Source organism: Legionella drozanskii LLAP-1, from assembly GCF_001467585.1.
Taxonomy (GTDB): domain Bacteria; phylum Pseudomonadota; class Gammaproteobacteria; order Legionellales; family Legionellaceae; genus Tatlockia; species Tatlockia drozanskii.
In genome coordinates, this window is the sequence record NZ_LNXY01000003.1 from 201,135 (window position 1) to 223,877 (window position 22,743).

The window sequence follows — 22,743 nt, forward strand, 5'->3', positions numbered from 1 at the left end:
TATAACACCCCAATACTTTTGTCTAGATTTCTCTTGGTATTTCATAATGCTAGGCAAAAAAAACGAAATCCCATGCAGAAATACTTCGTATTTCGAATGCATGCGACATTTATTTGTCAAAATGGTTAATTTAGCAACCATATTATAAAGAATTGCGAATTTCATTGCATATCGAGTCACAGTATTTCATAATTTTGCACTCAAAATCTTTCTTCATGTATAAAATGACAGCATTACTCTTAGATGGTAAAAAAGCCGCAACACAGCTAAAAGAAGATATTAAAGAAGCTGTTGCCAATTGCGTAGCACAAGGGCAAAAAGCACCCGGCTTGGCAGTCATTTTGGTTGGTAGTGATCCAGCCTCCAATATTTACGTCGCTAACAAACGCAAGGCCTGCCTGGAAGTTGGCTTTAATTCCTATGCCTATGATTTGCCGGAAAACACTTCCGAAAAAGAATTGCTTGAATTAATTGACCAATTAAATCATTCAACGGAGGTAGACGGCATTCTCGTTCAATTACCCTTACCTGATTCCATTGATACCAACAAAGTAATCGAGTGCATCAGCCCGACAAAAGATGTAGATGGATTTCATCCCTACAACATAGGCCGTCTTGTACAACGAAACCCCCTACTCAGACCTTGCACACCCTATGGAATCATTCATTTATTATCCTATTATCAAATTCCTCTGGTTGGAGTAAGCGCTTTAGTGATTGGTGCATCGAATATTGTTGGCCGACCCATGGCGATGGAATTTTTATTGGCTGCATCAACCGTAACTATTTGTCATCGTTTTACTCAAAATCTGGAGAAATTTGTACGAGCTGCTGACATTATTGTTGTTGCGACAGGAGTTCAAGATGTTCTGGATGTTAATTGGTTAAATAAGAAGCAAATTATCGTCGATGTAGGCATGCATCGTTTAGCTGACGGAAAATTACGTGGGGATGTTGATTTCGAGCGTGCAAAAGATATCGTTTCTTGGATAACCCCTGTACCTGGTGGTGTAGGCCCAATGACGATAGCTACCCTATTACAAAATACACTTTTAGCTGCGAATTATCACTCTCATCCAGCTAGCTAATGGCCGGTTTGATCTCAGTTAGCGATCAAGCTCATCCCAATCAAACTCTCCATCTAATTCATCGAATTCTTCTTTTAAGCGTTTACGCTCAAGTTTTTCTTCAAGCATTTTTCGTACTTGCCTTTTATGGCTTAATTTTTCTTTATCCTCTTCGTCTTCATAGGAATAGTCGGTAAATGAATGATTATCATATTCTCTTCGCAAGCTCATAATTGCCTCCCTATAGCTTAGAAGATTTAACTTGTTGCTAGACTAGAGCTACCTCAAACTAAGTATAGTGCAATATTTGCTATTCAAGAGCTGATATAGGCCCAGAAAAGGCATCTCTATATTTTGATAAAAATTTTCTTGCGATAAAGAATAGAAAGGATAAACAACCAAAATAACGTATAGCTTATTGCATAGAGCAAAGAAGCATTTTCCGGTGATGCCCAACCAAAAAGCGCTTTAGTAATTCCCATTTTTAAAGTTTCAGGCAAACCATCTGCTGCTCGATTAACAATAATGATTGTCTGTATTTTGAGGAAAAAAATATGTAAAAAATACACTGCAAGAGCATTAGCGCCAAAGATTTCAAAAGGCTTAGACCAGGTCTTCCACCCTTTAACATCGTTAAGCCAATAGCACAAAGCCAAGATAACAAGCGCCCACCCCCCAGTCCATAATACATAGGAACTTGTCCATAAAGTTTTATTAATTGGAAACCATATGCCCCAATACCACCCAAGTATTAATGCGATAAAACCACTCACCCATAGACCTTCCAATTTTTTTCGGCGAGTATAACGAGAGCGTAACCAAAAGCCGGTCAAATTTCCTAGCAATGCAGTAGCGATGGCGGGAAGTGTACTTAAAAGCCCTTCTGGATCATAAAATTTGCCATATAAATGAGCAGGAGAGAAAATTAAGCGGTCAACATAAGCAGCAAAATTACCTTCGAATGTTAAATTGTCAGCTCCATATCCCGGTACATTAGCCAAAATCATGATTAACCAATAGACAACTAACAGCAATGCCATAATCAGCGCTTGAGTTTCCATTCGTGTCGTTAAAAATAATAAGGAACCCACAAAATAGCAGATGGCAATTCGCTGCAGGACCCCATAAACGCGAAACGTGGAAAAATGAAAATAGGGGAGTGCATTAAGCAATAGACCTATAAAAAAAATAAGCAGACTTCGTTTTAAAATTTTAATGAACAATTGCTGCGAAGATAAATGATCCAACTCACTCGCCTTCGACAAACTAAATACCGAAGCAACTCCAACAATAAAGATAAACCAGGGAAACACTAGATCAGCTAAAGTACAGCCGTTCCAGGAGGAATGTTCGAGCCAGGAATAGGCCGTGCGATTTCCCGGGCTATTGACTAGAATCATTAAAGCAATCGTCATCCCGCGGAAAACATCAAGCGATAATAATCGAGAAAATTTGTTTTCCTGTGTAGTTTTTGTCGATGAGCTCATGCCGTTCCTGCATACCATTTATGTGTTTCTGTTCTCGGCAGCGCCGACACCCCATGCGCATCAATAAACGCCACAATTGCCCATCTAGCAAACGGTTTTCCAAGATGTGTTTCATCTAGCTGTATCACATCATGCCAACCGGCAGAATATTCATCAGTGGTGATAATTTGCTTGTAATTTGAGGAAAGCATAAAAATTGCATGCTCTTTTTTATGTTCTACCGTTTTTAAACTCTCCGGAGAAGACCCTATTCGTAAACCGGGACAACTTTCTGCGACAGCCAAAGTACAGGATCCAGCGTCAAAATGAGGTTTTGCAAGGTATTTCCCTGATTCTGACCATTCATACTTTAAAAATCGCAAAAGAATGTGCACATTTTCGGTAGCAAAAACCTTATCTACGATTCCAATAAATTGGTTTTCAAACAGTTGTAAAATAGTATGCACTGTTTCATACACCAATTCCCAAATGGGTTTAGCTTTTAACATAAAATCATTAACAACGGGATTTTCCTCAAGAAATTTCTCATATTTTTTAAATAACGCAGGATGAAAATGAAAAAAATCTTTAGAGTCATTATAGAGATGATCGCCTGCATTCCGCTGTTTAAATCCTACGTCACCTCTACGATGTTGAGGTGCTATTGTAAAATCAATATGGCGCTTAATTGACTCAGGCTCTTCTAAAAATTTGAAAAAAGAGTCAATAGCTTGTTGCAGGAGTTCTGAAGCGATAGGAAATGGAACTTGTACATAGTTTTTCTGTTGTAAGTGTTGAAAAATTGCCTCACTCATTAAAACCATAATTCTCTCTTATTCCCTTTAGCGCTGTAAATCAAATCGCTACATACTAACGGTAAATGTTTCAAGGGGCAATCAATTACTCCATCTGCCCCTTGATACTCTTTAATCCATGAATTGGTATATCAATATGATAAATGTAATGTTGAATGATTTGTTTAGCTTGCTCGGTCGTGAGCGGCTTTGTCAGCGCACCTTCCATGCTGTAGTCATCACAATCATATTTAACAATATCCGCTTGATAACCGGTCAGCGCAATGATAGGGACATGGTATTCAGTCCCTTGTTCCAATTGTCGTATTTTTTTAGATACCACATAGCCTGAAGTATCCTCTAACCCAATATCCATAAACACAAGGTCATATTTTCCTGGTTCAAATAGCAGGGCTGCTTTATCGCCAGATTCAGCTACATCAACATGACAATCAAGTTGCATTAATAATGATTGCGCTGCTTTTTGTGCAATTGAATTATCTTCAACCATAAGTACTCTAGGAGGCTTTTTATCTGAAAAATTCTCTATATTCTGTTGTGTGGGTGCAATAGTAATAGGTTTTTCGTTATAAGCTTGTAATTGGTTTTTAACTTTTCTTAGTTGCTCTTTAATTCGTTTTGTTTCGGTGATATCTGTTAAGACGCAGACTAAGCCAATAACTTCTTCATTTTTATCAAATAAAGGAATTCTTTTTGACAGATAGTAAACAATATCACTATTTTTATTAACGACTGGAGCTTCTTGCACATCATAAATAGGCTCTTTAGATAACAAAGCATTGATATCATCGCGTTTAAGCATTTCACTTCGTTCTGCTGACCAATTAGCGTGCGAAGTGAGCTTTTTATAAGGACGGCTGCCAATAATTTCTTCATTGTTGTCAATGCCAAGTAAACTGCGGAAATTACGGTTACAGCCTATCAAAGAGCAATGTTTATCTAATAAATAGACAATATTTGGCATACAATCAATAACATCAAGATAAAATTGATTCATATCCATAGTATTTTTTGGGCTCGTGGACTTAATTGAGCGCGACATGCTTCTTCTCCAAAGAAAGTACTTTTATGAAGTATAGTACATCCATTAATACAAGTGACTGACTTAACCGATTGAAATTTAGAATTAAATTTTGATGTTTAGGAATTTAAAAATAACTTTATACCGCGAGATTTTAATTTTTCATTTAATCTATTCTTAATCTTATTGTGCAATAATCAAACGAAAAGCATGCTTGATTTGTTAAATGACTTTCTATAACATGTTTGCAGATTTTGCTAAAAAAAGGGTCATAGTATGGAAATTATGGCTTTGTGAAAGTAGGTCAACCTAATTTTATTGCAGATGGAGATGTTTATGTCCCAAGAAGGAATTTCGGTCTTAATAGCCGAAGAAGCACAGCATTCTGTACCAAGCTGGCAAAAGCAAGACACCGTTTGGATGTTGAGCTTGTATGGAACAGCTATCGGCGCAGGTACTTTATTCCTACCCATCAATGCCGGTTTACATGGCATTTGGCCTTTAATCATCATGGCCATTCTTGCCTTCCCTATGACTTATTTTTCACATCAAGCCTTATGTCGCTTCGTACTCTCGGGTTCTAAGGGAAATAATGATATTACCGAAGTGGTTGAAGAGCATTTCGGAAGTATCGCAGGAAAAGTGCTCACCGTATTTTATTTCTTTGCTATTTATCCAATCCTGCTAATGTATAGTGTTGCTATAACTAATACCACTGATAGTTTTATAGTCCATCAATTAGGTATGGAGGCCCCTCCACGTGCACTTTTAGCCATTATACTTATCATGGCTTTAATGGCGATTGTACGTTTGGGTCAAGAAATCATTGTAAAATCAATGAGCATATTGGTGTATCCTTTTGTTAGTATCCTAACCATTTTATCTATCTATTTGATTCCACATTGGAATGATTCTATTTTCCAACAAAGTAATTTTGGCCAGGCTGCAGGCAGCAATGGCTTTTTGATGACTTTGTGGCTAATTATTCCCGTCATGGTCTTCTCCTTTAATCACTCGCCGATTATTTCTTCTTTTGCAGTCAATCAAAAACGCACTTATAAAGAAAAAGCAGATGAAAAAAGTTCATGGATTCTCAAATACAGTCATATCATGATGGTCATCACCGTCATGTTTTTTGTATTTAGCTGTGTTCTTAGCCTCTCCCCACAAGATCTTGCTTTGGCTAAACAGCAAAATATTTCCATTTTATCTTATCTCGCCAACCACTTTCATACACCCACCATTGCTTATATTGCACCGGTGATTGCTTTTATCGCTATAGCTAAATCCTTTCTTGGCCATTATCTCGGAGCTAGTGAGGGCTTGCATGGTTTAATTGTTAAATCCCTGCGTTCTCGTGGCAAAACGATAAATAATGTCAAATTATATTCCTTGATTGAGGGATTTATGATCGTCAGTTGTTGGGCTGCGGCAACGATTAATCCCAATATATTAACCATGATTGAGACTTTAGGCGGGCCAATTATTGCAATCATCCTCTTTTTAATGCCGATGTATGCCATATTAAAGGTGCCAGCGATGAAAAAATTTCGTCAGCCAGTTGCAAATACTTTTATTACAATCATCGGCTTAATTGCTATCTCAGCAATTCTTTTTAGCTTAATCGGTTAAAGCTTAAAATAAGTAGTCTGGGATTCAAACAACCAGACTACTTGTTGTCAATCGCACACTCCTGCGGCCAATATATACTATAGTGAAGTTAATTCTAATTGCTTGATCAGAGTGTGAACCTATGAAGCAGGATTATATTCTTTGTGTCTCTGAAGAGGGCTATCATCGAGTTGCCTATACCGAATGGGGTAAGGTGAATTCGGAGTCGCCTACTGTGATCTGTGTTCACGGCCTGACCCGTAACAGCCGCGATTTTGATGCTCTTGCAGATTACTTAAGTGGACAAGGATCTCATGTTTTTTGCCCCGACGTGGTTGGACGTGGAGATAGTAGTTGGCTGACAAACCCCCAGGATTATAACTTTAAGCGCTATATTGTAGACCTGAGCAACTTGATCAGTAGGACAGGTGCAAAAGAAATTGATTGGATTGGCACTTCCATGGGGGGGTTATTGGGTATTATTATGGCCTCACTACCTAATACGCCTATTCGTCGCCTTGTTCTCAATGATGTAGGCCCTGAGGTTCCCATTCAAGCACTGTGGCATTTAGCCAAATATGTAGGCAAAGATCCTGAATTTTCTAGTAAAGAACAAGCAAAAGAACACTATAAAAAAATTTACGCAGAATTTGGTAATCTTACTGAAAAACAATGGATTAATTTTACTGAACATAGTGTGACCGAACCTTCTCCGGGGGTTTTTATTAGTAAATTTGATCCGGACATTCATGATTTCAAACTCAGTTGGCAATCCGTCAAAGAATTTTTCTATCATCCTCATAGAGCACTTGAAGGCATTCTTTTTGACATTGATCTATGGGATTTCTGGCAAAAAATTAAATGCCCTGTTTTAGTCATTCGTGGCAGGCGCTCTACCTTGCTTCTCCCTGAACATATAAAAAAAATGAAAAGAATTCATTCCGAAGTTGATTTTTTCGAGGTAGAAGATGCCGGACATGCCCCTGCATTGCTTGAGCTAGACCAACATAAGAAAATTAGCTCTTGGCTGAATGGTGAAAAAATAAGCGACTTACATTAATCACCAAGTTCTCTTCGCCCACGTACTACTTTAGTATATTATTTAGAAAAGCATGACTATGCTTAATATAAGGTCTAATGCCTAGAGTTATCGCTAGTTAAAGGACAAAATGGCTCAGAGGATAGTTTAATGAAACTATTATTCCTTGGCGTCTCATCTGCCTTTAGTGTAGGTGAAAACAAATTTCAATCGAATATGTTGATTGAAAGTAATTCTGGTTACAAATTGCTTATTGATTGTGGAAGCGATGCCAGACATTCACTCTATGCGGAGGGATACACATTTAGTGATATCGATGCTGTTTACATAAGCCATTTACATAGTGATCATTGTGGTGGGCTCGAATGGCTAGGCTTTTCTAAGCATTTCATTGACGGTGAAAAAACCAAACTTTTTATAAGTCATGATCAAATAGAAAAATTATGGAACAATGTCTTGCGTGGTGGCATGTGTTCAATAGAAGATAAACAGGCCAATTTAGCTTCATTCTTTAATGTTAAATCACTTCATGAGCGTTTTACCTGGCAGAATTATCAGTTTCAATTGGTCAAAACAATTCATTCCATTTCAAATGGAGAAATCATGCCTAGTTATGGATTATTTATAAGAACAAACTCTCAAAAAATATTTATTTCAACCGATACTCGCTTCTCCCCCGACACTTTGCAACCGCTATATGATCGAGCTGACCTTATTTTTCATGATTGTGAAACCTCTGAGAAGTTGAGCGGTCAACACGCCCATTATAATGAACTAAAAACTCTAAATAGCAAAACTCGTGGAAAGATGTGGCTCTATGATTATAACTGCGGTCCTCTACCCGATGCCAAGAAAGATGGCTTTCAAGGATTTTTAGTTCGCGGACAACGTTTCAATTTTTAATCAGAACGATGGCGCAGAGCTTAAAATCATGGCTTTTCAGCACGCTTCTGATATCATAAATTGATATTTTTTTCACTATATAAAACAATTAGTTAATCCTTTTAGAGGAAAAAAAGAGTTGCACTTAATCTCAATTAGTGTAAAATTTGTCCAGTTATGAAAAGAAAATTACTATTACTTACATTTATTCTTCTGCTTACACTACTTGGCGTTTTCTCGTGGTGGTATTGGTCTAAACAACCAAAAGCAGTCCTATTAAAACAGCGCTCATTTGCTCAATTGCCTGGCTGGAAAACAACTAAGGTAAAGAAATCTTTACATGCCTTCCAAATTTCCTGTAAAGCATTTTTGAATCAGAATCCAGAACAACATGTGGGTAGTGAGCATATCACTTTAAAAGCGAAAGATTGGCAACCGGCTTGCCGCGCCGCGCTAGCAATAAATCCAATTACGGAAACTACCGCAAGGAAATTTTTCCAAAAATGGTTCACTCCTGTCGAGTTTAATGATAACCAGCCTGTTCGGGGTTTATTTACTGGTTACTATATGGCGGAGTTACATGGCAGTCGCACTAAAAGCAAAGAATATAATGTGCCTATTTATGGTATGCCAACGAACCTCGTGACGATTAATTTAGGGTTATTTGATCCTTCTTTAAAAAATCGTCGAATGGTTGGCAGAGTAGCAGGCAACCAGATCCTACCTTATTATACGCGTGCTGAAATAAATAATGGGGCAATTGCTCAAAAAGCACCCGTTTTGCTATGGGTAAATAGTGATATTGATAGACTCTTTTTAGAGATTCAAGGATCGGGCACTGTTGTGCTTGATGACGGTTCGCGTGTCCATCTTGGGTATGCAGCAGAAAATGGTGCACCCTATACCTCTGTTGCTCGGATTCTCATTGATCAAGGGGTTATGACTAGAGATAATGCCTCGATGCAGCATATTAAACGTTATCTTGAAGAAAATCCTGATCAGATGCATAAGGTCTTAAATCAAAATAAATCCTTCGTATTTTTCCATTATCTTAAAGATGATTCTGCACTAGGTTCTCAAGGTGTTGCTCTAACACCCGGTTACTCCTTAGCAATTGATAAAAAATGGATTCCTATAGGAGCACCTCTGTGGCTAAATACCACAAGACCAGCGGAGGTTAATCCTGATCAAGACAAAGCATTTCAACGATTAATGATTGCCCAAGATACTGGGGGCGCCATTAAAGGTTTAGTACGCGGTGATGTCTTTTGGGGTGGTGGCGAAAGAGCAACTTTTATCGCCGGTCATATGAAAAACCCAGGGCATTATTGGCTGCTCTTACCTAAACATACTGTTGAAAGATTGAAGAAAGAGTTTGCTTAATCCCAACATCCTTGCGTCCCACGACTTGTTCGTGGGACCAGAGAGAAGATCCTCAGCTGTTTCCCCCTCGCCCAATCCTCCCCCGCGTAAGAAGTTCTATTAGTAGGCTGATTTCCTTCGGAGAGGAAAAACTTAATTTCTCCGTTGAATGCTTTAAGGAAACTGCCACTCAACAGCTTTGGAATAATACCTACCGTTATCAAAATAATGAATCTTATAACCAATGGCCTTGTCAATTTCTAAGGTGGAAGTACCCTTCTTTAGTTGATAACATGTTGCCGGCGAGCACTCTACTTTAATATCATTTTTAGAGAGACTATAATCCCCATGCACATGACCGGTAATAATCAATTTGACCTTGGTATTGGAAATTATTTCCCATAACTCATCACGATTATTCAAAATATATTTATCGATTAATGGTGTATTAACTGGAGTGGGATGATGGTGCATGATTAGCGCAACGTTTTTGTGACATAATTTCAACTGTTTTTCTAATTTGTTTAACTCATCTTGGTGTAGGTAACCGTTTTCAGAACCTTCAAGTTTTGAATTGAGGAATAAAAAGATCCAATGTTTTAGTTCTAAAAATTTTCCTCGATTAAATAAAGCGAATGGGCTAAAAACTTCTGCCATCAGCTTTTCATTATCATGATTACCAGAAATCCAAAAAACAGGTTTTTTACAGTGTTTAAATGATTCTACTAAATATTGGTAGGAATTCGCCGTCTCATCCTGGGACAGATCACCGGTTAATAAAATAAAATCCGTATCCTGAAGCTCGTGATTAAAAACTACCCGCATTACCTCATTAAAATTTTTATTAGGGTTAATACCAAATAAATTAGGGTTTGTAGAAAAAAGATGGGTATCCGTAATTTGTAAAATTTTTAGACTTTCTTTAAGAGAAAAATCATTTTCCATATTAGTTTTACTCGATAAACCATAAAAGCGACCATACTAATATGAATTGCTTAAAACATCCATTTATCCAATTGTTGCTCTTCTGAGACTGCTGATTCAGTATTATCTGTAATACTTTCTACCCCTCCCGATGCTAACGAGGATTCTGCTATTGAGTTGTTCGCAGCGCTAGCTCCTATTGTACTATCTGTAGATTGTTGTAGCGCTTCCGGCAAGCTAATGAAGTGATAGCCATTTTTTTTAAACAATGCAATTACATCTCTCATACAATAGCTATTGAGTAGATTGGAATGAATGAGCAAAATCTCTTTTACTGGGCGATTCTTATGTTTAGCAATTCGATCTGCTTTCTGAATCTGGCTGTTGAGATAAGATAAGTACTGCTGTTTAATACGATCTAAATTTCTTGCACGAACCTTCGAAGACATCGTATATAGTTTGGCATTAAACACAAAATCCTTACTATCAATAGTCACTGGCGCCACAACATAATTATTTGACGTCAGATAATCTTGAACTAATGTCCTTTTCTCTCCTCTACCTTCAGCTAAAAAGGGATAACGAAAATATTTTGGCGATGACATGAGTGAGGATAAAATTTTGTCCGCCTTATCGACGTTAGCAATGTATTTTTTATAATTCATTGCGTTTAAATTGGCATGGTCATAAGTATGATTACCTATTATAAACCCTGCTTGTTGGAAGCGCTCCAATAATTCCCACTGACCATTTTCAATATTCCCTGCGATAACAAAGCCAGTAGCAGGAATGTTATTATCAAGAAGCGCCTGGAAAATATTCCAAATTTGCTCTTCCTCGCGTTTTAATATTTTGGGATCATTACCAGCAAAACCTACAAAGGGTAAGTCATCGACAGTGATAGCCACTTCTTTTTCAAAGGCAAACGCAGAATTGACTAGAGTAAATCCAAAGAAAATCAGACTTAAAATGAATTTTTTGCACATTGCTCATCCCTCATCACTATTTTATTGAATACCTATTGATTGCAAAATTTATACCAGCTAAACTGAGAAATTTTCATTTAAAACATTAGGTTAAACATTGGTCACTGAGGGGCTTTGTCGATCAGATTTACTTCTACAAGGCTGAATTATCATCACTATGTTAAAGATCGTCTCAAATTCTGCTATTTCTTGTCTAGCTTAGTCAAGCACAAATTTGCCCTCCCTAAGGCTCAGAGAACTCCAACCACTGACGACTCCATAATTGATAAAGAAAATGTTGATTAGGTTCGGTTTGAATATAAGGTGTGAGTTCCTGACTGGATAATATTCGCGAATTAGCAACTAATTTAACTAGTTCCTTAGAAACCTGACGGACGTCCCACTGACTACCATTAATATATAAAGAAATAAAAGGTTCCTCTTTCTCTTCTTGATAAGCAAAACGACTGACTGGATTACGAATAAGTTCTTGGCAATGAAGTAGCTCATTGAGGAAATCGCCAAAGTCAGTGGCCTCGTCATCAATAGCAGGCAATAAGGCTTCAGCTTGCTGATCTAAATCGGTAACAAAACAACCAAACCAAGACTTAAACAACGTTTCATCATCGAGGATTTGTTGCATTAAACGCTTTGCGTTTTGCCAGGCTTGTTGAGGCAATTCAGAAGCTCCAACAATATTAGACCAGTTAGGATCGCGGTAATAACTAGCCTGTCCTTTCTCCGCTAGATATTCAGCAAAACTATCCCATAACTCTCGTCCTTGATAACTACGATAACCAAACGAATAAGTCATGCAGTCTTCAGACCTAGCAATTCCATAATGACCAACATGAGGTGGAAGATAAAGCATATCGCCCTCATCAAGGAGATACTCTTCTTCTATTTGGAACTCCTTCATGATACGCAATTCAACATTGGCTAAGTAATTATTTTCATTGCAATACTTAGTTGTTAATAACCATTTACGCCGTCCTTTAGCCTGATACAGAAACACATCATAATTATCATAATGTGGGCCTACACTACCCTCCTTGGCCGCATAACTAATCATCACATCATCGATTCGCCATTGAGGAATAAAATTAAAAGAGTCGAGCATAGCATTCACTTCGGGTAAAAAACGATCCACTCCTTGGACAAGTAAAGTCCAATGACTTGAGGGTAATTTTTTAAAATCCTTTGCTAGAAATGGCCCTCGTTTTAAATGCCAATAAGGTGCTTTCTTAGGCGTTTCAAAAACAATACGACTTTCTATTTCCTCTTCCATAGATAAACCAGCCAATTCGTCCGGAGTTAGAGCATTGACAAAACCAGGCAAAGCGTTACGAATGACAAGAGGTTTTTTTTGCCAATACTCAGATAAAAATTGTTCTTGGCTAATTTCTGCAAAATGAACCATTGATTAGGTTTCCTCATGAACAAAAGTGGAGAATAATACGCGATCTGCAAGATGACTTATAGGAAAATTATGTCTTGACTATCCCTTTGGAAGTTCGCGAAAGCGGAGATCCAAATTGTAGGTGGAGACTTGGCACAACATTAATGATTCTAGTCGTCTTTGCTCAAAGGCTGGTATCAAAAGTGGTTAAATACAATACATAAGTCTATAATTTTATTCATCTGGAAAACAAGGAAGCCACATGAATAATAACAAGACGGAAAAAACTCTTTATTTTACTCTTATCTTATTTATTTCATTAGCTTTTTTGGGGGCTCCTGCTTTCCCCCAAGCCAATCCAACTCAGTTATCAACAATAAGTTCAGCAAAAAATACTGAAATAGCCTATTTTCGTGTTTATCGTCTTAAACCAGGTTGGTGGTATGGGCCTCGTCCCAACCGAAACGCTTGGAGCGGGCCTGTTTGTACTCGACGATGTATTGTTAACCAATATGGCACTGTTCTACGTTGTAAAACCGGTTGCTACTAAATACTAAAGTCGTTAGTTGGGTATGAAAAAACGCGCTCCCAATGGTCCTTTTTACTGCATCTGCGTTTCCAGAAGCTAGGAAGTAATTGCTTAGTAAATAATTCAGATGAGGCCAGAGCAGTCGATTCCTTAGCTAAGTTATTCTCGGGCATTTCTTCTGCTTCTTCTTTAGTAGAAATTTTTAATCTCTCGATATCAGAAATTCCCGGCGGTTCATCATTAAATTCAGACTCAGAAATTGACTCTAGTCCTGCTAAATCGTTGTCAACGCTAGTTAGCTCTGAATTTTCTGAATCATGGCTCGCTTGTGATTCAAGGAAGATAGTTAAGTTATGGACATTAAATTTTTGCTCATTTTCTTTGTATGTGGCTATGAGGTGAGGAGCGAGAGGTGGGAGCTCAACTTGTTGTTCACAACGAATTTTCCACAATATTTTATCAATTTGCTGATCGATAAAAGAATCTGAGCTCTTCTCTTCTTTCATCATTTGTGGCGCTGAATCGCTCTCCTGCAAATCCGTATCAGTGAATTCTGAAGATTCCGAGCTAGTTTCATCACTCGCATCACTGGTATTGTTATGCTCAGAACTATCCTGTGAAGGCGTTTTTTGCTGTAAATTAGCATTTATAGAGATAAGATCCCTTGACCACAAGAAAAGAGCAGTGAAATCATTTGCTGATTTTTTATCTCTAATCCTAGTGCGTAGTGCTTGAAAATTAAGCGAGGGGTTAGCTAACTCAAATAACTCTTTAAAAATGTTTTGACAAACTTCGGGTGTTTCCCTGAGAAGGTTCTTATCTATATCTATTCCTAATAAAACAGTAGTTACCAAAAAATACCCTTCATAAGAGTTGCGTTTTAGGAGGAATTCGGCTGTTGTTATCCATCGACGAAAAGCACTAACTTGTGCATCTCTACTCGTATGTTGAGCAATATCGTTTTGGATTAAAAAAACCAATTTATTTCTCACATCCAAAAAATTTTGCAAAGCAAAACTAGCCTTTGCGCTATGTTCAAAACCTTTTGGATTTTCAAAGTCTGAACGATGAAGCCTTTTAAAGGCAGCTCTTAAATAAAAATTGATGAGCTGCTCATGATCAGATGCAATCTTTGATTCTATATGAGCGTAAAACATTTGACTTTTTTGATTCCTAACAATCGCTTTTTGCATTTGAGGATCAGTAATTTTTTCATCCCAATAAGCAGAGGCTTCTGATTGTTTTAGGAAGGTTTGATTTTGTTTAAACCAAGTAAGGAAATCTAGCGCCATGTTATAATCTTATTGTTCATCCTTATTACAATAGTCAATAAAATTATTTTTTAAGTCAAGCAAAATAATCGATCAGTCCATTCTTTACTTTCATTTGCAAAGGTTGCTCTTCAAACTGTTCGCTATTTGCTTGCTTTTTCTCTAATGAAGGCTCGTATTGCCAAGATTGCGCGTTGCGTCGTTGATTAGATTCGATGTTCACTTGAGTCAAATTTAATCCTTGTTCAGCCATCATTTCTCGTAAACGAGGTATTGCATTTTCAATGACTTCGTGGACCTGGGATCGATGAATTGTAATATTGACTGAAGCGTCCTCTTGTTTGACGTTAATATTGATTTCAAGAGGCCCTAATTCTTGTGGATTTAATTTAATAATTGCAGTTTTAATGTTTTGTTGTCCTAACCAAACAATCTGCTGATTGAAGTGCTCGCTCCAGTCAGGATGCTCTAAATGTTGAGGCAGCTCTATTGTTTTTGCTGTTATTCCTTGCTGTTCTGCTAACGTAAATTTCTGGCTGCTTTGTAGGGGAAGAGCCGGATCATTTGTTAACTTGCTATCTAATTCTTTATCGCCTGTATCGAAATCTCTTAATATTTCAATCTCAGTAGTTGGGCTTCTTTCATTGCTATTATAAACCGCTTGAACTTGAGAGTTTTCAAATTGGTCTATGTTCTCGTTTTGTTTAACTATTCCCGCTTTGGTGTTAATTTCTTTACTTAAACTAGGCGAAATTACTTGCGAAACTTGATTCTCAAAAGAACTGTCCTGAACTAACTCTGGCAACTCCAGCTCTAATAAATTTTCATTGGCCTTAGGCAGATCTTCAAATGGATATTCTGTGGACTGTTCAATTTGATTTTGATCAATCATCTCAAATTTATCATCTTTCTTTACAATTTCTTTAGATAACGAAACTCCTTTATTATCGGTCATTGTTAAAGAAACATTAGCATCTAAATTTTCATCGGTCTGCCCAAAATCTTGTCTTAAATTTTCAGCGGGTGGTACGAAAAAATCAGCATCAAACCAAGCCAATTGTCCACTATTAATAATTAATAATTCCTCTTGATTTGTGTCGATTGACGAATGAGACATTTCTTCCTCTGTACTCTCATTTTTAGCAAGCTCAGGAGTGGTTGTTAAGGTTGATACAAAGTTGATTTCTTCACCATTTTCTTCTTCAATATCAGAAGCTTGAAAATTATCATTCACAGTTAGAGTTTGTTCGGTGGGAGTCAATTCAACTGGAGCAAAAAAATGTTCTATAAGGGTTAAAAAAGCAGAATTTCCAGCTTCCCCATTTTCAGTTTGCTCCTCTGGGCTCAAAGTTTCCATTGGTATTTTCTGAGAAAATATAAGCTGGATTAAACTCATCATCTCTAAAAAACTCCCTGTAAAATTCAATTCAACACTCTAAGAGAAAAATCTAAGCAAAAAACATACCAACGTTAATAATCCGTAATTATTAATAATTTTCTGTTAATAATTATTTCCTGCTTGTAAAGATTAATAATTGGTTCTTTTGGCCTCAGTTTGAACATGGTAGTCTCAGCTCAGTTAAAAAAAATTGTGAGATAAAACCATGACATTATTCTTTAAATCATATCAAAAACACTATACTCAAAAACAAGCCGATGACTGTTTAGCAGAGGCCAAACGCATCATCACAGATAAATTTAGTGAAGAGAGCAGTAGAGATCTTATGCAGTTAATTCTTGCACGAGAGAGGGATTTCAGGAATCAAATTGACTCACAAAGGGTAGTTAGTCGCGATGCTTCCCCAGAAAGTGATCGTAGAGCCACAAGAGAAGCTCAGCAACCTTACATCAATGCTTTTTATGTCTTTGCTAAAACTTTAAACGATTACTTCGAAGCTCCAGAGTTAAACCCACATGCCTTACACGTTTACACTAACTCTCCCTATTATCTTTATGTAGGTAAAGATTCAAACCACTCCTATAATTCTACAGACAGCAAATCAAAAGCTGCTCTTTACTCCGGTATTCTTTTAACGCTATTAGGCCTGTTTCTTATTCCTGTTAATTTGCCTGCTGCACTTATCACCATTGGAATTGGTATTACAATGTTAGCTCCTAGCGCCTATTACTCTACTGTAATCACACGTTCTAATGAAAACGCAGTTTATGCTAAAGAAGAGGAATTGTTTGCTGCAGCTAAAGCGCTGGTTGCGTCAGACTCGGTTGCTACTAATGATGAGGACGAGAGTCCTACAGAAACAATAGGACTTAAGTAAGCACTTTCTGAAAAAAACAAGCAAAGCCGTCTTTGACCCATGAAAACTTACTTTATTTGAGCTATCATAATTGTTTTTGAACTCAATGGAGTCGGTATATGAAAGTGGGTCAAGACAGTCTCTCAACTGAATGCCAATTACAAGTCGATGGTAAAAACTACCATTACTATAGCCTCAAGGAAGCAGAGAACAAACATTTTAAAGGCATCAATCGCTTACCCTATTCTCTTAAAGTTCTTTTAGAAAACTTATTGCGTTTTGAAGATGGCAGTACTGTCACCACCGAGGACATCAAGGCAGTCGCAGACTGGCTTCATACGAAAACTTCTCAGCATGAAATCGCTTATCGTCCTGCCCGCGTATTAATGCAAGATTTTACGGGAGTGCCTGCAGTCGTCGATTTAGCAGCAATGCGTGCAGCACTTGAGAAAATGGGCGGCAACGCAGAAAAAATTTCTCCACTTTCACCAGTGGATTTAGTCATTGACCACTCGGTCATGGTTGATAAGTTCGCAAGCTCTGATGCACTTAAAATCAATACAGAAATTGAATTAGAGCGTAACATCGAACGCTATGAGTTTTTACGTTGGGGACAAAAAGCCTTTGCTAATTTCCAAGTAGTACCGCCAGGAACGGGTATTTGCCACCAGGTCAATTTAGAATATTTAGGTAAAACAGTCTGGTCCAACCAGCAAAATGGAACCTGGTATGCTTACCCTGATACGCTTGTCGGAACGGACTCACACACGACGATGATCAATGGTCTAGGTGTCTTAGGCTGGGGCGTTGGTGGTATCGAAGCAGAAGCAGCAATGCTAGGTCAACCGGTTTCAATGTTAATTCCTGAAGTTATTGGCTTTAAACTGACTGGCAAAATGAAAGAAGGAATTACCGCAACCGACTTAGTACTCACAGTCACGCAAATGCTGCGTAAAAAAGGGGTTGTGGGCAAATTTGTTGAGTTTTATGGTCCGGGGCTTGCTGAGCTTCCACTAGCTGACCGCGCTACCATTTCAAATATGGCTCCGGAATATGGTGCAACCTGTGGATTTTTCCCCGTCGATAAAGAAACTTTACAATATTTGGAATTAACAGGCCGCGATGCCCATACGATTGCACTCGTTGAAGCCTATACGAAAGTACAGGGTTTGTGGTATGACCATCATTCAGAAGAACCCGTATTTACCGATACTCTGACTCTCGACTTATCCACGGTTGAACCTTCACTTGCAGGACCTAAGCGCCCTCAAGACAAAGTTAATTTACATACTCTCTCGCAAGAATTTACGAACTTTATGCAAGAAGTGAATAAAATCGATGAAATGGATAAAGCATTTTCCGTAAAAAATGAATCCTACAATATGCATCACGGGGATGTGGTTATCGCAGCAATCACTAGCTGCACCAACACCTCTAATCCTAGCGTTTTAATGGCAGCAGGTTTGGTTGCCAAAAAAGCGGTGGAAAAAGGATTAACGCGCAAACCTTGGGTTAAATCTTCACTTGCCCCCGGTTCAAAAGTGGTGACTGATTATTTAAAACAGGCTGGATTACAAACTTATCTAGATCAGTTAGGCTTTAATTTGGTCGGCTACGGGTGCACAACCTGCATCGGTAACTCAGGTCCACTGCCTGATAAGATTGCGCACAGCGTCAATGATAACGATCTGGTTGTCTGCTCAGTTCTTTCAGGTAATCGTAACTTCGAAGGGCGTGTACATCCTCAAGTTCGTGCTAACTGGTTAGCCTCCCCTCCACTTGTTGTGGCTTTTGCCTTGGCAGGAACTGTTCGAGTTGATTTAACAAAAGAGCCGCTTGGGAAAGACCCTGAGGGCAACGATGTTTATCTGAAAGATATTTGGCCAAGCAATAAGGAAATCGCTAGCGAAGTAGCCAAAGTCAGCAGCTCTATGTTTCGTAAAGAATACGCTGAAGTCTTCCTCGGTGACAGCCATTGGCAAAGTATAAAAACAAGCAGTAGCTCCACTTATAACTGGGATGCAGATTCTACTTATATTCAACATCCACCCTACTTTGACAATCTGTCTATCAAACCACAAAGTATAAAACCAGTGACTAACGCTTATGTCTTAGCACTTTTAGGTGATTCAATTACAACCGATCATATTTCACCAGCAGGTTCCATTAAAGCAAACTCCCCTGCCGGATTATATCTTAAATCCAAAGGCGTTGCCGAAGCTGACTTTAACTCCTACGGTTCAAGACGCGGCAATCACGAAGTGATGATGCGAGGAACTTTTGCCAATATTCGTATTCGTAATGAAATGACTCCCGATATCGAAGGCGGAGTGACTCGTCACATCCCAACCGATAAAGTGATGTCAATTTATGACGCGTCGATGCTTTACCAAAAAGAGGATCATCAGCTAGTTGTTATTGCTGGTAAAGAATATGGAACCGGTTCTTCCCGTGATTGGGCAGCTAAAGGCACTAATCTATTAGGGGTTAAAGCCGTTATTACTGAAAGCTTTGAGCGTATCCATCGTTCTAATCTTATTGGCATGGGTGTATTACCTTTACAGTTTCAAGAAGGTACTTCTCGAAAAACATTAAAATTAGATGGTAGCGAGCAGATAAGCATCGCCGTAGATGATTCTTTAAAGCCAGGTGCCAAACTAAACCTTAGTATTCTTCGTTCCGATGGGAAAGAAGATAAAATCCAGGTGATTTGTCGTATAGATACTGCAGATGAGCTGGAATATTATCGCCACGGTGGGATTTTACAGTACGTATTGCGTAACTTGCTGTAAGAGCTCTGGTTTAGTCAAACAGGCGGGATTCGCTAAATTGTAAATTGTTGGGCCACGGCCCAACTTGCATTTTGTGTGGTTCGCTCAAGAAGAAACCTGGATGTTAAAACTTGTAGGTTTAGCCTGGACCCAACAAATTCATTTGCTAATCATTTGATTGATTTTATGTAGCTAAACTGCTAAATTTTGCCGCTTGATAATTTACAAATTAGCTGCATGGTTATCTCTTATCTATCGCCAATTTTATCATTGGTAACTCATTTTTTTATAAAGGCTATTTTGCATGCATCCATCTAAAAAAGTATTGTCAGTTTTTTCATTGGTTATGATCAATGTGATTGCTGTTGATAGCCTGCGAACTTTACCCATTAGTGCAAAACTGGGTCTACCCTTAGTCTCTTATTATCTAATTGCTGCAATAACCTTTTTTATACCAATCGCCCTAGTCGCGGCTGAATTAGCCACTGCTTTTCCCAATACAGGAGGCCTCTATGTCTGGGTACGTGAAGCGTTTGGCCGACGCGCTGGGTTTATTACCATCTGGTTGCAGTGGATTTATAATGTGGTGTGGTACCCCACTATTTTAGCTTTTATTGCAGCGACACTTTCTTACCTTTTTGCACCACAACTTGCTAACAATAAATTTTATTTACTGACTACCGTCGTCGGCCTATTTTGGCTTTTTACCCTCCTCAATTGTTTTGGAATGAGGGTCTCGAGTATAGTGAGCATCATTGGAGCTAGCCTAGGCACTATATTACCGATGGTCTTAATCAGTATATTAGGCGCTATCTGGCTATTCCAAGGAAAACCTCTTCCTGCTGATATGTCTACTTCTTTGATACCTGATTTTAGTTCTATCGGTAATTTATCGCTTTTCGCCGCGGTTTTATTTGGGCTACTCGGTATGGAGATGTCTGCAGTGCACGCTGAGGAAGTTAAGAATCCACAAAGAGACTATCCCCGTGCCATTTTGTATTCAACCATTCTTATTTTTTCTACCTTAGTTTTAGGTTCATTAGCAATCATTACTGTTGTACCCAACAAAGACTTAAGCGTTGTCTCAGGCTTAATCGATGCTTACGCCATATTTTTTAATAGCTACCATATGCCTTGGATGACTAAGCTAATTGCTATTTTTATTATTCTTGGTGGTATCAGCGGAGTTTCCGCATGGATTATTGGCCCGACAAAAGGGCTGTTGGTTGCTGCCCGTGATGGTTCATTACCCGAGCGTTTCGCTCAGGTCAATCGCCACGGCGCGCCTGTTGCTATTTTAATCGCGCAGGGTATAATTTTCACACTTTTGAGTGCGGTTTTTATCCTACTTGACTCAATTAATGCTGCCTATTGGCTTTTAAGTGATCTGAGTGCTCAAATGGCTTTGTTGGTCTACGTTTTCATGTTTTCTGCAGCGATAAAATTACGCTATAGCCAGCCTAATACACCTCGAAGTTACAAAATTCCCGGGGGAAAACCAGTAATGTGGCTAGTTGCAGGACTAGGTATTCTTTGCTGTCTGACTGCAATGTTTATAGGTTTTGTTCCACCAACACAAATTCCAGTAGGTAATCTGTTCTTTTTTGAAAGCTTTTTAATTGGTGGATTATTGCTCTTTGTCGTTCTTCCATGGTTTTTTGCCAAAAAGCATGAAGAAGTGTTTGATCGTGAGCGGGGGATTGATTCAAAAGAGTTTGATATTCATGGTAATCAGTAAACTCACCCAGCTCTCCTAGTTTTATTTTATCTACTTTGTCTAAATTTAAGGGAAGATCATGCGTCAACTAAATATTACTGTAGAGTCGGAAGACATTAATACTAGTCAGGAATTAATCGAGTTATTTCAATCGAACCATGTAGAGTTATCGCGCTTAAATCCAGCATACCGAAATTACAGTCTAAATTTTATTCCTCACGCATCGACTACTCTTAATTATTACAGCAGAAATCCTATGTACTATCAGAAGCCAGCTTTTGATATTAAACTTCGCTATTCTTTTGCAGATTATCGTTCCCATCATGAGTTAGATGATTTTAAAGAACTCGAAGCATTTGCTTATAGCTATGAAAATTTTGTACGCTCTCGTCTAGGCAGCTCCTCCGAGTACATGGGTCGAGTTTCCGTATCTGCTTTACAGGCGATTAAAAATGAGCGTGAGTATCTATGCAGACTAGCACAACAAGATAGAGAGAACTGGAGAGATAAACAACACCCCCCAACCTCATATAATTACACTCCTATTCTCTTTAGAACGGACTATCACAGCCAACGAAAAGCTAGGGTAGAGCTCGCATCAGCAGTTGTATTAACTTTAATCGGTCTACCTCTCTTTTTTATAGAACCCATTACTGCCAGTTTTCTTCTATTAGCAGCCGCATTTCTTTATATTGCTGCCTCATATCATAGGGAGCAAGCCAATCAATTCGCGGTCTCTCTTGTTTAACTAGCCCATTTTTTTATTAACTTTGATCTAAGGAAAAACCATGCGTATAAATCTCGTTATAACAGGCGCTAATAAGGCTAAGAAAGAGGAACTACAGCAACTACTTAAAGCTAATCCGCAACCTGATTCAGAACATGATCTGCACATTACTACAGCCGACGAATTCCATGCGCCTAGGGGCCGACACTGTCTTCAGATTGAAGAAGATGGGGTACAGTTTAATTATTTTTTTAATGCTTCTGTCAATGACGAAAGGAAAAAATTAGATCAATTTGTTAATTCACACACTGCGTTTATCCAAAATCAGCTCATTACCAATCAGGATTTTCAGTCAAACGATTTACTTAAGGGTATGTTTGAAACTGTAAAAAAAGGGTTTACTGAACATGTAGTACCCTCTGCCGGTGTGGTCGCTGAAGGGGTAACATCACATTGGAATGGCACAAATACTATGTTTTCGGCGCCTAAACTCAAGCAACTAGCTAAAGCAGAGTTTATATTAGGAGCCACAGCAGGTCTACTTAGTATTGGTATAGGTTTTCTATCGCCACTCGCTGCTGGTATTCTCGCCGTAGCGGCTGTTTTATTAGTAGTAGCAGCCATATACCATCAAACAAAGGCTAATGGACTAGAGTCTGAACTTCCAGCTCCTATGTAGCAGATTATTTTTTCCAGTAAATGTCCAGGTTCTGGGCATTTACTGCATCAGCTTATGTTGAATAAAACTTCCAAACTTATTAGCAATACCAGCTTGTGAAAAAATATCCTTTGTGTGTGCAAAACCAACTACGACTAAGCAGCAAAATGTAACAACAAGGATAATTTTAAATAGGCTTGATCTATCCATGTGGCCTCTTCCCTATTTTTAAAATTATTAAATTCTTTAAAGCATAGGCAATCA

At 38.4% G+C, this 22,743-nt stretch carries 20 protein-coding genes; 11 read left to right on the top strand and 9 right to left on the bottom strand.

What is annotated here, in order from left to right; all coding sequences use genetic code 11:
• Positions 1–224: 224 nt before the first annotated feature.
• Positions 225–1,088: a bifunctional methylenetetrahydrofolate dehydrogenase/methenyltetrahydrofolate cyclohydrolase FolD gene (folD, locus tag Ldro_RS01980; protein WP_058494748.1), complete on the top strand. Its 864-nt coding sequence runs from the start codon at positions 225–227 to the stop codon at positions 1,086–1,088.
• An 18-nt stretch (positions 1,089–1,106) separates the two neighbouring features.
• Here the strand turns inward: folD and Ldro_RS01985 are convergent, their stop codons facing one another.
• The 4 genes from Ldro_RS01985 to Ldro_RS02000 all read right to left on the bottom strand — a co-directional run bounded on the left by Ldro_RS01985 (position 1,107) and on the right by Ldro_RS02000 (position 4,390).
• Positions 1,107–1,298, bottom strand: a complete 192-nt coding sequence (locus Ldro_RS01985) for a hypothetical protein (protein WP_058494749.1) — start codon at positions 1,296–1,298, stop codon at positions 1,107–1,109.
• Between the two features lie 116 nt (positions 1,299–1,414).
• Positions 1,415–2,554, bottom strand: coding sequence for an acyltransferase family protein (locus Ldro_RS01990; protein WP_058494750.1), 1,140 nt, complete (start codon positions 2,552–2,554; stop codon positions 1,415–1,417).
• Complete coding sequence (locus Ldro_RS01995) at positions 2,551–3,357, bottom strand: hypothetical protein (protein WP_058494751.1); 807 nt, start codon at positions 3,355–3,357, stop codon at positions 2,551–2,553. Before Ldro_RS01995 ends, Ldro_RS01990 begins: the two co-directional genes overlap by 4 nt.
• A gap of 76 nt (positions 3,358–3,433) precedes the next feature.
• The gene (locus Ldro_RS02000; protein WP_058494752.1) at positions 3,434–4,390 is read right to left on the bottom strand and encodes a response regulator; all 957 of its coding nucleotides are present in this window, start codon (positions 4,388–4,390) and stop codon (positions 3,434–3,436) included.
• 315 nt (positions 4,391–4,705) lie between these two features.
• Here Ldro_RS02000 and Ldro_RS02005 point away from each other — a divergent pair, with 315 nt between their 5' ends.
• From Ldro_RS02005 to mltA, 4 genes are all read left to right on the top strand, one after another.
• A complete protein-coding gene (locus tag Ldro_RS02005; protein ID WP_058494753.1) occupies positions 4,706–6,001 on the top strand; it encodes a serine/threonine transporter in 1,296 nt (431 codons plus the stop codon).
• 121 nt (positions 6,002–6,122) lie between these two features.
• On the top strand, positions 6,123–7,040 hold the full coding sequence (locus Ldro_RS02010; protein WP_058494754.1) for an alpha/beta fold hydrolase: 918 nt from the start codon (positions 6,123–6,125) through the stop codon (positions 7,038–7,040).
• A gap of 129 nt (positions 7,041–7,169) precedes the next feature.
• The gene (locus tag Ldro_RS02015) at positions 7,170–7,922 is read left to right on the top strand and encodes an MBL fold metallo-hydrolase (RefSeq protein WP_058494755.1); all 753 of its coding nucleotides are present in this window, start codon (positions 7,170–7,172) and stop codon (positions 7,920–7,922) included.
• 156 nt (positions 7,923–8,078) lie between these two features.
• The gene (mltA, locus tag Ldro_RS02020) at positions 8,079–9,284 is read left to right on the top strand and encodes a murein transglycosylase A (RefSeq protein ID WP_058494756.1); all 1,206 of its coding nucleotides are present in this window, start codon (positions 8,079–8,081) and stop codon (positions 9,282–9,284) included.
• A 153-nt stretch (positions 9,285–9,437) separates the two neighbouring features.
• Here mltA and Ldro_RS02025 read toward each other — a convergent pair whose 3' ends face one another.
• The 3 genes from Ldro_RS02025 to Ldro_RS02035 all read right to left on the bottom strand — a co-directional run bounded on the left by Ldro_RS02025 (position 9,438) and on the right by Ldro_RS02035 (position 12,572).
• Positions 9,438–10,208 (bottom strand): metallophosphoesterase, encoded by a 771-nt coding sequence (locus Ldro_RS02025; RefSeq protein ID WP_058494757.1) that lies wholly within the window; start codon positions 10,206–10,208, stop codon positions 9,438–9,440.
• A 50-nt stretch (positions 10,209–10,258) separates the two neighbouring features.
• The gene (locus Ldro_RS02030) at positions 10,259–11,173 is read right to left on the bottom strand and encodes a polysaccharide deacetylase family protein (RefSeq protein ID WP_058494758.1); all 915 of its coding nucleotides are present in this window, start codon (positions 11,171–11,173) and stop codon (positions 10,259–10,261) included.
• A 223-nt stretch (positions 11,174–11,396) separates the two neighbouring features.
• Positions 11,397–12,572 carry a JmjC domain-containing protein gene (locus tag Ldro_RS02035; RefSeq protein WP_058494759.1) on the bottom strand — a complete coding sequence of 392 codons (1,176 nt, stop codon included), beginning with the start codon at positions 12,570–12,572 and terminating at the stop codon, positions 11,397–11,399.
• Positions 12,573–12,813: 241 nt separating this feature from the next.
• On the opposite strand from Ldro_RS02035, the gene Ldro_RS02040 reads away from it, so the two are divergent.
• Positions 12,814–13,101 (top strand): hypothetical protein, encoded by a 288-nt coding sequence (locus Ldro_RS02040; protein WP_058494760.1) that lies wholly within the window; start codon positions 12,814–12,816, stop codon positions 13,099–13,101.
• Here the strand turns inward: Ldro_RS02040 and Ldro_RS02045 are convergent.
• Complete coding sequence (locus Ldro_RS02045; protein ID WP_058494761.1) at positions 13,098–14,372, bottom strand: RasGEF domain-containing protein; 1,275 nt, start codon at positions 14,370–14,372, stop codon at positions 13,098–13,100. The genes Ldro_RS02040 and Ldro_RS02045 overlap by 4 nt on opposite strands.
• A 55-nt stretch (positions 14,373–14,427) precedes the next feature.
• A complete protein-coding gene (locus Ldro_RS02050) occupies positions 14,428–15,750 on the bottom strand; it encodes a flagellar hook-length control protein FliK (RefSeq protein ID WP_058494762.1) in 1,323 nt (440 codons plus the stop codon).
• A 205-nt stretch (positions 15,751–15,955) separates the two neighbouring features.
• Between Ldro_RS02050 and Ldro_RS02055 the strand changes: the two genes are divergently transcribed.
• The 5 genes from Ldro_RS02055 to Ldro_RS02075 all read left to right on the top strand — a co-directional run bounded on the left by Ldro_RS02055 (position 15,956) and on the right by Ldro_RS02075 (position 22,500).
• Complete coding sequence (locus Ldro_RS02055) at positions 15,956–16,627, top strand: hypothetical protein (RefSeq protein ID WP_058494763.1); 672 nt, start codon at positions 15,956–15,958, stop codon at positions 16,625–16,627.
• Between the two features lie 98 nt (positions 16,628–16,725).
• A complete protein-coding gene (gene acnA / locus Ldro_RS02060; RefSeq protein ID WP_058494764.1) occupies positions 16,726–19,398 on the top strand; it encodes an aconitate hydratase AcnA in 2,673 nt (890 codons plus the stop codon).
• Between the two features lie 283 nt (positions 19,399–19,681).
• Positions 19,682–21,115: an APC family permease gene (locus tag Ldro_RS02065; protein ID WP_058494765.1), complete on the top strand. Its 1,434-nt coding sequence runs from the start codon at positions 19,682–19,684 to the stop codon at positions 21,113–21,115.
• A gap of 58 nt (positions 21,116–21,173) precedes the next feature.
• On the top strand, positions 21,174–21,842 hold the full coding sequence (locus Ldro_RS02070) for a hypothetical protein (RefSeq protein ID WP_058494766.1): 669 nt from the start codon (positions 21,174–21,176) through the stop codon (positions 21,840–21,842).
• A 40-nt stretch (positions 21,843–21,882) separates the two neighbouring features.
• The gene (locus Ldro_RS02075) at positions 21,883–22,500 is read left to right on the top strand and encodes a hypothetical protein (RefSeq protein WP_058494767.1); all 618 of its coding nucleotides are present in this window, start codon (positions 21,883–21,885) and stop codon (positions 22,498–22,500) included.
• Positions 22,501–22,743 lie beyond the last annotated feature (243 nt).